Genomic DNA, 12,400 nt, shown 5'->3' on the forward strand with positions numbered 1-12,400 from the left:
TCTCGTCCAGGCTTAGCGAGAGGTCCAGGCACGGCACAGCGACGCTGCCGCTGCCCGCGACCTCGCTGAGCTGCCACAACTCGTCGCCCCACGGATCGGTGCCGCGCTGGTAAGCGTAGACCCGCCTCTGGCCGTGCCCTTCGAAAGCACCTCGACCAGCAGGCACGGCTCGGTCTCGAGGTACGCCTCGCCGTTGTCAGGACCGCAGACCACCATGATGTCCGGGTAGGAAAAGCTGCTGCGCGACACGATCTTGAGCCGCATACCGGCCCTATGCAGGCGGCACTCGGAGCGCAAAGCGGCGGTGTCCAGGGCACACACGAAATTGAGACTCAGGCGCATGTGGACCTTACTCGTGCCCGCCTGGGACAGCGTCGCGCCGTGCAGCGGATACACGAACCCGCCGACGTACTCGCGCTTGACCGGACTACTCTCCTCAGTTCGCAAATATTCCTCGACGCTCATCGCTTTGAAGGCGAGGTCGCCCATGGCGCTATGGTACGCTGTCCGTGCCGATGCACGCGCTAGACTACGAAGAATGCGCCTGTCAACCACCGATATCTACGCCTTTCAGGCGCTGGGCTACCTCGGCACCCAGGACGCCCAGCGCTGGGTCGCCAGTGAAGAGATCAGCGAGCAGACCCGCATCGCCCGACCTTATCTGGTGCGGATTCTGGCGGCGCTGAGCGCCAAGGGCGTGGTCAAGAGCAAGAAGGGCATCGGCGGCGGCTACGTGCTGGCCCGCAAGCCGCAACTGATCTCGCTGTGCGAGGTGGTGCGCGCCGTGGACGGTCCGGTTGCGCCGCTGTCATGCGTTAGCCTCAACTGGCGCGAGAGCTGCCCGGAAGAAGACCGCTGCCACGCCCGCAACACGGTCTACACCCGGATGCGCGACGCCATGCTGGCGGTGTTGCAGGAGTTCAGCGTGCAGGACCTGGTGACCGACGCCTCGCAGGGCGTGAGCTACAGCCTGTGCCTGGAGCATCTGCTCAAGCCCAACGCCTGAAGCGAGCCTTCAGCATCGCAGGGAACGGTGAAGTCGGCTACCGGGGCGGGCGGGCCACCTCTCCAGACTCACGGGCATGACCAAGTCCACCCCCTGTACGAAACCGCCATGGGCGCGGCGGCACGGGCCGGGAATTATCCCGAATTTGGCACCATGCAGGTCACTGCGGCGGCGGGCCTGATCGCCAACGCTGACGCCCACGACCTTCAGGTGGCGCTGGACATCACGCTGCCCGAATTGAGCCGTGAGCAGGCCCAGCACCTCGTGGAGCGCGGCCAGGCCATCTGCGTCTTCAGCCGGGCGCTGGAAGGCCAGATCGACTACCGCCTGCACGACGCCTGACGATCATTCTCAGTCGTTCGCCAATGCTCCGCCAGTCATCAGCGCAGCTTCCTCCAGTGCGGCGTAGCGGCCCATCTGGCGGCGCAGCGCGGCGGGCGTGCCTTCCTCCACCACCTGGCCCCCCTCCAGCACCACGATCCGGTCGGCGCTGCGGGCCAGCGACAGGCGGTGGGTGACGATCAAAGCGGTGCGCCCGCGCATCAGCCGCTCCAAGGCGTCCACGATCTGCGCTTCGGACTCGGTGTCGAGCGCCGAGGTGGGTTCGTCGAGCAGCAGCACGGCGGGGCGGGCGATCAGCACCCGCGCAATCGCCAGCCGTTGACGCTGCCCGCCTGACAGCCGCACCCCGCGCTCCCCCACCATCGTCTCCAGGCCCTGCGGCAGAGCGGCCACGAAGTCAGCCGCGCCCGCCACCTCCAGTGCGGCCTGCACCTCGGCGGGCGTGGCGTCCGGACGGGCGTAGCGCACATTCTCCAGTACGGTGTCGTGGAAGAGGAAGGTGTCCTGCTGCATCACGGCGGCGGCGCGGCGCAGCGAGGGCAAAGTCAGCTCACGTACATCCTGACCGTCGAGCGTGACCCGCCCGCCCTGCGGATCGTAGGTACGGGTGGTCAGCCCGATCAGGGTACTCTTGCCCGCACCCGACGCGCCCAGCAGGGCCACCCGTTCGCCCGCCGCCACCCGCAGGCTGAGGTTTCTCAATACCGGCTGGGCCGAATCGTAGCCAAAGGTGACATTCTCGAAGGCCAGTTCGCCGCGTGCGGGCAGCGCCAGATCGTGGGCGTCCGGCTGCTCGGTCACCGCCTCAGGCGCGTCGAGCACCTGAAAGATGCGCCGCCCACTGGCCTCGGCGCGCTGGAGCAGGTCGTTGATATTGACCAGATCATCAATCGGGCCGTAAAAGTAGCGCCCGTAGCCCCGGTAGGCCAGCAGCCCGCCCAGCGTGAACTGCCCCCTGGCAATCAGCAGCACCCCGCCGCCCAGCATCAGGATATTGCCGAAGTTGGCGACGAACCGGACCACCGGAAAGGTGCGGTTGCGCATCTGCACGGCCTTCACTCCTTCCTGATAGAGCGCCTGTCCGATGCCCTCGACCTTGCGGGCCTCGGCAGCCTCACGGGCAAAACCTTGCACCACCCGGATGCCTGCCAGCCGGTCGGCCACCAGCGCCGAGAGGTCGCCCAGCCGGTTGCGGGCGGCGCGGTAGGCCGGGCGCACCTCGACGTTGTAGCGCCGCAGTAATAAGGCCACCGCCAGCATCGGCAGGGTCACGACCACGCCCAGCAGCGGCTGGAGGGCGATGAAGATGGTGACGACCCCGATCAGGCGCAGGGCATTGCCCAGCACCGCGTCGGTGCCGCGCAGCAGCACGTCCTGAATGCCGTCCACGTCGGCGGTGACGCGCGAGAGCAGGTCACCGGAGCGCTGCGATTCGAAATAAGTCGCCGATTGCCCGGCCAGTTTGTTGTAAAGCCGCATCCGCAGATCGAAGGTGAGTTGCTGCCCGGCCCGCTCCAGCAGCAGACCGCGCCAGGCCGCCAGGAGTTGCTGCACGGCAAACACCCCCACCAGCACCACCAGTTCCCAGCCGATATAGGTCCAGTCGCGCTTCATCAGCCCCTGATCGACGACCCGGCCCCACACCAGCGGCGGGTAGAGTTCGGCGGCCACGCTGCCCACCAGACAGGCCATACCGATAAACACGGTGCGGCGGTAGGGCGTCAGCAGCCCGTAAAGGCGGCGAACCACCGAGGGTGTGGCCTTGGTGGGCGCGGTGCGGCGTGACAAAACCTGAGACATTACCCCAGGCTAGCTCTCCAAGCAGCGGCTTTTGTCTGCTTTACTGCGGTTTGAAGCACGGCAGGAGATTTCAGGCGACCTTAGGCCCTGAAACCGGGCCAGGATAGACAAGTTGACCAAAGAGGTCACTTACATTGTTGATGAATCTGGTCAATAATACCCGGCATGCGAACCGATCTCTCGGCCCTCAAATTCAACCAGCTCAGCGTGGTGGCACTCACCGCCCTGGCGCTGCTCGTGCGCCAGCCCTGGCTCAGCGGCCTGCTGGGCGCGGCCATGCTGATCGGGGCGGTGTGGCCCCAGCGCAGTCCGATGAAGGCGGCCTACCGCACCCTCGCTCCCCTGCTGGGTCTCAGGCCCGACGTGGTGGACGAATCGCCCGAGGCGCATCACTTCGCCCAGGGCGTCGGCGGCGTATTTCTGCTGGCCTCGGCGCTCGCGGTCTTCGGCGGCCTGACCGGGCTGGGCATCGTGCTCGGCTTTCTGGTGATCGGTTTGGCGCTGCTCAACCTGACGGCCCGGATCTGTGTGGGCTGTCTGATGTATTTCCAGTACAGGATGTTGCGCTACCGCCTCACCGCCCGCTCGTGAACGCGCCTGAATCTGCCACCGGAGCCACCCATGTCTGACATTGAAGCGCTGAAAAAAGAACTGCCGCCCTTTGAAATCTTCGATTTGATTCCGCAGTACGCCGCCGCCGGGAAAATCGATCCGGAGAAGATGGATTTGCTGAAGTGGGCAGGCGTCTACCCGCAGCGCCCGCAGGAAGACGGCTTCCTGATGATGCGCGTGAAGGTGCCCACCGCCGAACTGAGCGCGGATACCCTGCGTGTGATCGCGGGCATTTCCGAGGACTACGGACGCGGCCTGCTCGACGTGACCGACCGGCAGGCCTTTCAGTTTCACTGGCTGAGTATCGGGAACATCCCTGACATCCTGGCCCGCCTGGACACGGTGGGGCTGCACACGCGCGGGGCCTGCGGCGACACCGTGCGCGCCGTGATTACCTCGCCGCTGGCCGGTCTGGACGCCCGCGAGCGGATCGACGTGCGTCCGATTGCCGCCGCGATGGAAGGCAGTCTCAGCGGCAGCAAGGACTTCGAGGACCTGCCGCGCAAATTCAAGATCAGCCTCAGCGCCACGCCCGAACTGGAAGGCATTCACCACATCAACGACATCGGCTTTCTGGCGCATGAGGTCAATGGCGAAGTCGGTTTTGACGTGTGGGTGGGCGGGGGCCTCGGCGCAGTGGCGCACCTGGCCAAACGCCTGGGCGTCTTCATCAAGCCCGAGCAGGTGGTGGAGGTCGGTCGGGCCATCGCGGGCGCGTACCGCGATCACGGCTACCGCCAGAACCGCAAGAAGGCCCGCCTGAAGTATCTGATCAAAGATCTGGGACCGGAGAAGTTCCGCGAGATCGTGGAAACCGAGTACCTGGGCTACCCGATGCAGGACGGCCCCGCCGCACCCGTCGCCCGCTTCGGCGGCAGTGACGTGCTGGGCATCAACCCGCAGCGTGACGGCCTGAATTACGTGGTGCTGTCCACGACGGTGGGGCGCATCAACCCCGCCAAAGCGCGGGCGCTGGCCGCCCTCGCCGAGCGCTACGGCGAGGGCGTGCTGCGGACCACCGCCTTCCAGAACATGATGATTCCGCATGTGAAGACCGAAGATCTGGACGCTTTGATCGACGACCTGCAAGCGCTCGATCTGGCTCCCAGGGCCACCCTGCGCGGCACCACCATCGCCTGCACCGGCACCCAGTTCTGCCGCCTGGCCCTGACCGAGACCAAGGCGCGGGTCGCCGGAATGATCGATGATCTGGAAGTCAAGCACAGCGATCTGGACGTGCCGTTCGTCATCAACCTGACGGGCTGCTCGAACGCCTGCACCCGCTATCAGGTGGCCGATCTGGGCTTCATGGGCGCGCAGCGGGCCAGCAAAAGTGGCATCGAGAACGAGTTCGAAGAGGTCTACACCGTGCATCTGGCCGGAAGCATCGGACAGGCCGAGCGGGTGGGCGCGAAGCTCAAGGGGGCGGTGCCCGCCGAGCGCCTCACCGAGTACACCGACAAAGTCATCAGCGACTTCAAGGCCCACAAATCGGCGGGCGAGAGCTTCGTGGAGTACGCCGACCGGGTGGGCCAGGAGCGCTTCCTGCCTGACCGCGTGCTGGCCCCCGAGCCAGAGTTGGTCCTGGCGTGAGCCAGCCTCCGCAGGGCCGCGTTCTGTGGCTGACCGGCTTATCAGGCGCGGGGAAGAGCACCCTGGCAAGCGCGCTGTATCAGGAACTCGTCTCGGCGGGTGTCAAAACTGAGCTGCTCGACGGCGACGCGGTGCGTGAGAACCTGAGTAAAGGGCTGGGTTTCAGCAAGGCCGACCGCGACACCAACGTGCGGCGCATCGGCTTCGTGGCGGGACTGCTGGCCCAGCACGGCGTCACGGTGCTGGTGAGCGCCATCTCGCCGTATGAGGACACCCGACGCGAGGTCCTGAGCAAGCTACCCAACGCCTGCGAGATCTTCGTGGACGCGCCGCTGGAAACCGTCACCGAACGCGACGTGAAGGGCCTGTACCTGAAAGCCATCTCGGGCGAGATCGCGCACTTCACCGGCGTCTCCGATCCCTACGAAGCGCCGAGCGCACCGAGCCTACACCTGCGAACCGACCGACTCAGCGTGGCGGAATGCCTCGACCTGCTGCGCCCGCTGGCCGGACTGCGGACGGCTGTGCCCGCGTGACCGCCCTGGAGCCGCGCCCCGCTGCCGCTTTTATCAGCCTGCCCAGCTTCGGCCCCGCAACCGACCCGCTGGATGTGATCGGCTGGGCGCTGCGGACCCACCCCGATGTGACGATGCCCAGCGCCTTCAATCTCAACGGCGTGGTGCTGCTCGATCTGGCCGCAAAGGCGGGCTACGGGGGTGAGGTGGTGTTCGTGGACACCGGCTACCACTTTCCCGAAACGCTGGCGACCCGTGAGCGACTGGCGGCCCGCTATCCCGAATTGACGTTCGTGACGCTGAACGCCGGGGCCTCACCGGACGACGGCCAGACGCCGGGCAACCTCTACGCTGCCGATCCGGACGCCTGCTGCGCGGTGCGGAAAGTCGCGCCGCTGCAACGCTACCTGAAGGAGAAAGGCCCATCGGCGCTGCTGAACGCCCGCAGCCGCGATCAGGCCAGCACCCGCACCGACATTCCCTTCGTCGAAGACGGCAGTGTGGACAAGGGTGGGACGCGGCGCAAGATCAACCCACTGGCGTACTGGACGCGCGATATGCTGGAAGCCTACGCCGCCGAACACGGCCTGCCCGTCAATCCACTCTACTTCGACGGCTTTCTGAGCATCGGCTGCTGGCCGTGCACCCGCGCCGTGCGCCCCGGCGAGGACGCCCGCGCCGGACGCTGGGCCGGGAAGGGCAAGACCGAGTGCGGACTGTGGGAAGGCGACGGCAAGCTCTGAAGCCTCCCCCATCTCCTCCCCCTTTTTTGCCCCAATAGTTGACTACTTTTATCAACACTGCCAGAACTACCACCAGCCTTCCCATCCCTCGGAGACGCCCCATGACCCTGACCCCGCTCACCCAGCCGCTGCCCACCGTCTTCACCCTGCCGACGCCGCTGGGCGGTGAGCTCATCAGCCGCGTTGTCCGGCCCGGCGAGGCTTTCGAGCTGAAGGAACTGGGCCTTTTGCCGCGCCTGGAACTGAGCGGGCGCAGTTACGCCGATCTGGAAATGATCGCCACCGGAGCCTACTCGCCGCTGACCGGCTTTCTGGGCGAGCGGGATTACCTGTCGGTGATCGAGCACCTGCGCCTCGCTGACGGCACGCCCTGGAGCATTCCCATTACGCTGCCGGTGAGCCGCGAGAACGCCCGCCAGTACAGCGGCCGGGTGCTGCTGACGTTTGGCGGTGAGGCGGTGGGCACGCTGGACGTGAGCGAGCGCTACGAGGCGCACAAGGACTTCGAGGCGCGCGAGGTCTACCGCACCACCGACCCGGCGCACCCCGGCGTGGCGGCCCTGAACGCGGCGGGTGAGATCTATCTGGCCGGAGACGTCACGCTGCTTGAAGTGCCGCGCGGCCACTTTCCGGCGCACCACCGCACGCCCGCCGAGGTGCGCGAGGTCACCCTGGCGCGCGGCTGGCGCAGCACAGTGGCCTTCCAGACCCGCAACCCGGTTCACCGCGCCCACGAGTACCTGCAAAAGGTGGCGCTGGAACTGGTCGACGGCCTGCTGCTGCACCCGCTGGTCGGGCAGACCAAGAATGATGACGTGCCTGCCGAGACCCGCATGCAGTCGTATGAGGTGCTGCTGGGCCAGTACTACCCGGCAGGGCGCACCTTACTCAGCGTCTACCCGGCGGCCATGCGCTACGCCGGGCCACGCGAGGCCATCTTGCACGCGCTCTCAAGGCGCAACTACGGGGCCAGTCACTTCATCGTGGGCCGCGATCACGCCGGGGTCGGCAGCTACTACGGCAGCTACGACGCCCAGGAAATCTTCAGCGCCTACACCCCCCAGGAACTCGGCATTCAGATTCTCAAATTCGAGCACACCTTTTACTGCCAGACCTGCGGCCAGATGGTCAGCCCGCGCACCTGCCCGCACGACGCCTCACACCACCTGATTCTCAGCGGCACCAAGGTGCGCGAGAAGCTGCGCGCCGGGGAGAACCTGCCGCCGGAATTTACCCGTCCTGAGGTGGCCGAGGTGCTGAGGGCCGCTTACCAGCTGCCGGGCTGAGGAACGCCGCCGCAGGGCATGGCGGGTGCGCTGCCGAACGCCATGAAAAATTCCACAGCCCAGTCTGGCGTCGCCTTTGGCCTTCGTCCATCAAGCTCACACCATCTGCGGCCCCGCTTCCAGTTTGCTGAAGCACCGGATTCGTGCTGGCATTCGGGCGACCCGAACAGTTCGCCCGCTCCCACCGTTCTCGCTGGCCGCGCAATCTCCAGTCCACCCACCTTCAGTTGACCAACACCGACCTAGACGCACTTTCTCAGGAGGGTCAAGATGACACACCGCACCCGAGTACCGCTGGCCGCCCTCACCTTCATTTCGCTCGGTCTGCTCGGCCTGGCGCAGGCCCAGGGGGCCACCACCGTCCGCATCGGGTTTTTTCCCAACCTGACCCATGCTCCGGCGCTCGTCGCCGACGCCAAGGGCTACTACGCCGCGCAACTGAAGGGCGTCAAGGTCGAGATCAAGACCTTCGTGTCGGGCACCACCCTCAGCGAGGCTTTCGCGGCGGGGGCCATCGACATCGGCCTGATCGGTCCCGGTCCAGCCATCAACGCGGCGGCCAAGGGGATTCCGGTGCAGATCATCGCAGGCGCGTCCGAGGCGGGGGCCGTGCTGATCGTTCGCAAGGACCTGAGCCTCAGCGCCTACAAGGATCTGGCGGGCAAGAAGATCGGTGTGCCGAGTCTGGGCAACACCCAGGACATCAGTTTGCGCGCGCTGCTGAGCGCCAACACCCTCAAGCCGCAGGACTCGGGCGGCACGGTCACCATCATGCCAGTGGCCCCCGCCGACGTGGCCGCCGCCTTTCTGAGTAAACAGCTCGACGCCGCGCTGGTGCCCGAACCCTGGGGCGCGCAGCTCGAAGCCCAGGGCAACAAGGTACTGGGCGACGAGAAGTCCATCTGGCGCGGCGGCAAGTACCCTTCGGCAGTGGTGATCGTCAACACCAAATTCGCCCAGGCCAATCCAGAGATCGTCAAGGGCTTTCTGAAGGCGCACCTGCAAGCTGTCAACTTCATGGCCAGGTCGCCGGTCGCCGCCCAGGAGGCCATCAGCGGCGAACTGCTGAAGCTGACCAACCAGAAAATCGACGCCCGCGTGCTGCAACGCGCCCTCAAGCGCACCCAGATCACCAGTGACATCGACATTGACGCGCTCAAGGACTACGGGCAGCTCAGCCTGGCCGCCGGGTACACCCGCACCCTGCCGGACTTCGGCACGCTCATCGATCTCAGCGTGCTCAAGTCGCTGGGCGGCAAATAATGACGCTGGCCATGGCGCAGCGTCCGGTGCGGCGCAGCCTGACCCTGCTGTGGCAGGTGCTGGGCCTGCTGATTATCCTGGGCCTCTGGTGGCTCATCACCGACGTCCTGAAAGTCTGGCCGCCGTATGTCTTTCCCACGCCGCAAGCGGTCTGGCAGGAGTTCGCCTACGGCCTGTGGGGCAGCGGCCCGCAGGACGGCAAGCTGCTGTCCTCGGTGGGCAACTCGCTGCGGCGGGTGGGGCTGGGCTACCTGATCGCAGTGGCCCTCGGCGGCGGGGTGGGCCTGCTGATGTCGCTGTGGCGGCCCCTGCGCGACACCCTCGGCGCGTATTTGCAGGGCCTCCAGAGTGTGCCGAGCATCGCCTTCGTACCGTTCGCGATTCTGTTTCTGGGCCTCAACGAAAAGGCCGTGATGTTCGTGGTGATCATCGAGGGCTTTATTCCGGTGGCGCTGGCAGTGTCGGGCGCGGTGCTGAACGTGCCTCCGGCCTGGCGCACAGCCGGGCGCACGCTCGGCGCAAACCACTTCGCTCTGGTGACGCGGGTGCTGCTGCCCGCCGCCCTGCCCAACATCGTGACCGGCCTCAGAACCGCCTGGAGTTTTTCCTGGCGGGCCTTGATCGGCGCGGAGCTGCTGACATCCAACCCCGGCCTGGGCCAGCTCCTGGAAGTCGGGCGCAACACGGCCAACGTGGCGCTGGTGGTCGCCACCATCATCATCGTGGGGGTGGTCGGCGGCCTGTTCGATCTGATCATCCGCGCCCTGGAGACCCGCATTCGCCGTGACTACGGCCTGGAGGTGCAGGCATGACCGCCAACCGCACAACCACCAACCACACGGCCAACGAGCGCACGCTGGACAGCCAGACCCAGCGTGACTTTAAGCAAACGGGAAATGCCGGGCGCGGCCCGTCCACTAGACTGGGCAGTGTGAGTCAGCACCCTGCCCCGCCCCATGTCGCCCCGGCAAACCAGCCGCGCGGCGCGGCGCTGGAACTCGCAGACGTGGCCTACCACTACAACGCCCGGCGCGGACAGCGGGCTGGCCTCGGGCCCCTGAGTCTCAAGGTGAACGCGGGCGAATTTCTGACGGTGGTGGGGCCGTCGGGCAGCGGCAAGAGCACTTTGCTGAGCGTGCTGGCAGGCTTTCTGAAACCGCAGTCGGGCGTGCTCACGCTGGCCGGGCAACCGGTCAAGGGACCACACCCGGCGCTGACGCTGGTGCAGCAGGAACACGCCCTGTTTCCCTGGCTGACAGTGGCGGGCAACATCGCCTTCGGTCTCAAGTCCCAGAAACTGGGGCGTGAGGAGCAGGTTCGCCGCACCCTGGACGCGCTGGAGCAGGTCGGCCTGAGCGGGTACGGCGAGCGCCGGATTCACGAACTCTCCGGCGGCCAGCGCCAGCGCATCGCCCTGGCCCGCGCCCTGGCGACCCGTCCGGGCCTGCTGCTGCTCGACGAGCCGTTCTCGGCCCTGGACGCCCGTACCCGCACCGAGATCAGCCAGGAACTGCTGGGCATCTGGCAGGCCCAGCAGGTGACCGTGGTGTTCGTGACCCACAACCTCGACGAAGCGCTGGCCCTCGGCGAGCGGGTGGTGGCCCTGCGCGGCGGTCAGGTGGTGCTCGACGCGCCCACAGGCGAGGTCAGCCCGGAGCAGCTCAGAATGGTGCTGGACGAGAGCTAGCGCTGGAGCCAATTTTTTGGCCCCAGCAGGTGGCTCTGCCCATTCTTACCGGGCCGACTCCTGCACGGCGGACGCGGCCTGCCCACCGCCCACCTGCTCGCTATTGACCTGTTCGTAGATGGCGCGCACGGTCTGCTCCAGCGCTCCCGAGGTACCGCGCAGATCGAGCAGCCGGGCCACCACGTCGGCCTCCAGACCCGCGTGCCCGCAGGCCCGCCACAGCGCGTAATGCACGATGCTGGTGCCGGGACGCGCGCCGCCCACCGGCGTCCAGACGCCCTGCAACTCGGGATTGAGGGCGGCGGCAAACTGCACGACCTCGCCCTCCAGTCGGCGCAACTCCTTTTGCAACTGCCCCACCGAACGCACGCCCACATAATCGAGGATGCTGGCCAGCCGCTGCGGACGCTCAGGGTCGGGCCAGTCACTCAGCAGCGGCACGCCCAGGGCGCGGGCCACCTCCAGATCGAGGCCGTGAATAAAAGAGTCGTTGGTCAGGTAGGCCATGCTCTGGGCGTCCACGAACACGCCGTCAGGGTTGTCCTCGATGCGGCCCGGCAAGTCGGCCACGTAATCCTGCGAGAGCCGGTGAATCGCCATAAACTCCTCGTCAGCCATCTCCAGCAGGCCCGCCAGGCGGTAAAAGCGCCGCTGCACTTCCCTGGGCACGGCGGCGCGGCTCTTGTAGCCCAGGTCGTGCTCGATCTCGGCCCAGGCGTGTTGCAGGATGCTGCGAATCTGGACCTCGAAGCGCGGCGACAGGCCACCGCTGTAGTCGCGGCTGACGAAGCGCATCACGTAATGCACCCCCAGGTAGCCGAAGCGGTCGGGGTCGTGAACCTTGCTCTTGTCCACGCTGTTGTCCCAGTCCACGTCGAAGACTGCTTCCAGCGCCCGCGCCACCGCCGCCACGTCCTGCTCGAAGTAGGTGATGATTCGCAGGCCCACCAGGTCGGTCACGTCACTCAGGTGGGTATAGCGCCCCGGCTTGCGGTGCATCTTCTCGCGCAGGCTGCCAGGCGTCTTGAGCCGCGACGTGAGGTGGTGAATCTTGATGCCCGCGCCCTCGATCAGCCCCTCGATCAGGCGCATGGCGTCTTCGCGCAGCGCCGCGTAGGTGCTGTGTTCGGCGCGGTAGGCGGCCAGAATCTCGGTGATGTCAGGCGAGAAATCCACGCCGACATGCTAGAGCAAGCCGCCGAGCTGCCGGAGGACACGCCCCACATGTCTGCGCCGTAGCCGTAGACTCCGCCCGATAGCGCTGAGGTCGCATACAATCACTCTCCAGATCGCTTCTCAAATAGTGATTTGGCATTGTAAAAGCAAGTTCAGCAGTTTCCAGTGGTCTACTTCAATTGAATTTGTTTTAGGCTTGACTAAATAATATTTTAGGTCTAAAAATATCACCCAATCGCTTTAGATGAAGTTCATCCAAATCGTACAGGCGACAAACCGCACATCCAATCCGCTAATCTCCGCTTACAACACAGTGTCGGTTATCTCTCAAAGCCCTCTCGCGAGTGAGCCGGAGCGTCCGCGTTGTGTTTGTTCGG

General features: G+C 66.1%; 13 protein-coding genes. 10 read left to right on the top strand and 3 right to left on the bottom strand.

The features are described 5' to 3' along the window. Positions 1-12: 12 nt before the first annotated feature. Complete coding sequence (locus N0D28_RS14160) at positions 13-489, bottom strand: Uma2 family endonuclease (RefSeq protein WP_260560130.1); 477 nt, start codon at positions 487-489, stop codon at positions 13-15. A 49-nt stretch (positions 490-538) separates the two neighbouring features. Here N0D28_RS14160 and N0D28_RS14165 point away from each other — a divergent pair, with 49 nt between their 5' ends. Together N0D28_RS14165 and N0D28_RS14170 are read left to right on the top strand one after the other, a co-directional pair. After that, on the top strand, positions 539-1,006 hold the full coding sequence (locus N0D28_RS14165; RefSeq protein ID WP_260560131.1) for an Rrf2 family transcriptional regulator: 468 nt from the start codon (positions 539-541) through the stop codon (positions 1,004-1,006). Between the two features lie 108 nt (positions 1,007-1,114). Next, a complete protein-coding gene (locus N0D28_RS14170) occupies positions 1,115-1,348 on the top strand; it encodes a hypothetical protein (RefSeq protein WP_260560132.1) in 234 nt (77 codons plus the stop codon). 9 nt (positions 1,349-1,357) lie between these two features. Here the strand turns inward: N0D28_RS14170 and N0D28_RS14175 are convergent, their stop codons facing one another. Next, complete coding sequence (locus N0D28_RS14175) at positions 1,358-3,148, bottom strand: ABC transporter ATP-binding protein (RefSeq protein WP_260560133.1); 1,791 nt, start codon at positions 3,146-3,148, stop codon at positions 1,358-1,360. Positions 3,149-3,313: 165 nt separating this feature from the next. Between N0D28_RS14175 and N0D28_RS14180 the strand changes: the two genes are divergently transcribed. The 8 genes from N0D28_RS14180 (at position 3,314) to N0D28_RS14215 (ending at position 10,847) form a co-directional block, all read left to right on the top strand. Further along, complete coding sequence (locus tag N0D28_RS14180; RefSeq protein WP_260560134.1) at positions 3,314-3,739, top strand: DUF4395 domain-containing protein; 426 nt, start codon at positions 3,314-3,316, stop codon at positions 3,737-3,739. A 30-nt stretch (positions 3,740-3,769) separates the two neighbouring features. Further along, positions 3,770-5,353 (top strand): nitrite/sulfite reductase, encoded by a 1,584-nt coding sequence (locus tag N0D28_RS14185; protein WP_260560135.1) that lies wholly within the window; start codon positions 3,770-3,772, stop codon positions 5,351-5,353. After that, positions 5,350-5,889 carry an adenylyl-sulfate kinase gene (cysC, locus tag N0D28_RS14190; protein ID WP_260560136.1) on the top strand — a complete coding sequence of 180 codons (540 nt, stop codon included), beginning with the start codon at positions 5,350-5,352 and terminating at the stop codon, positions 5,887-5,889. Before N0D28_RS14185 ends, cysC begins: the two co-directional genes overlap by 4 nt. Continuing rightward, positions 5,886-6,611, top strand: a complete 726-nt coding sequence (locus N0D28_RS14195; RefSeq protein WP_260560137.1) for a phosphoadenylyl-sulfate reductase — start codon at positions 5,886-5,888, stop codon at positions 6,609-6,611. Before cysC ends, N0D28_RS14195 begins: the two co-directional genes overlap by 4 nt. A 101-nt stretch (positions 6,612-6,712) precedes the next feature. Next, on the top strand, positions 6,713-7,897 hold the full coding sequence (gene sat / locus N0D28_RS14200) for a sulfate adenylyltransferase (RefSeq protein ID WP_260560138.1): 1,185 nt from the start codon (positions 6,713-6,715) through the stop codon (positions 7,895-7,897). Positions 7,898-8,167: 270 nt separating this feature from the next. After that, positions 8,168-9,160, top strand: coding sequence for an ABC transporter substrate-binding protein (locus N0D28_RS14205; protein ID WP_260560139.1), 993 nt, complete (start codon positions 8,168-8,170; stop codon positions 9,158-9,160). Next, entirely contained in the window at positions 9,160-9,972 is an 813-nt protein-coding gene (locus tag N0D28_RS14210) for an ABC transporter permease (RefSeq protein WP_260560140.1), read from the top strand. Before N0D28_RS14205 ends, N0D28_RS14210 begins: the two co-directional genes overlap by 1 nt. Beyond that, on the top strand, positions 9,969-10,847 hold the full coding sequence (locus tag N0D28_RS14215) for an ABC transporter ATP-binding protein (protein ID WP_312846413.1): 879 nt from the start codon (positions 9,969-9,971) through the stop codon (positions 10,845-10,847). The genes N0D28_RS14210 and N0D28_RS14215 overlap by 4 nt, the downstream gene beginning before the upstream one ends. A 45-nt stretch (positions 10,848-10,892) precedes the next feature. Here N0D28_RS14215 and N0D28_RS14220 read toward each other — a convergent pair whose 3' ends face one another. Next, complete coding sequence (locus tag N0D28_RS14220) at positions 10,893-12,023, bottom strand: GTP pyrophosphokinase (RefSeq protein WP_260560141.1); 1,131 nt, start codon at positions 12,021-12,023, stop codon at positions 10,893-10,895. Between the last annotated feature and the right edge of the window lie 377 nt (positions 12,024-12,400).

The sequence above is a fragment of the Deinococcus rubellus genome (genome assembly GCF_025244745.1).
Lineage (GTDB): Bacteria > Deinococcota > Deinococci > Deinococcales > Deinococcaceae > Deinococcus > Deinococcus rubellus.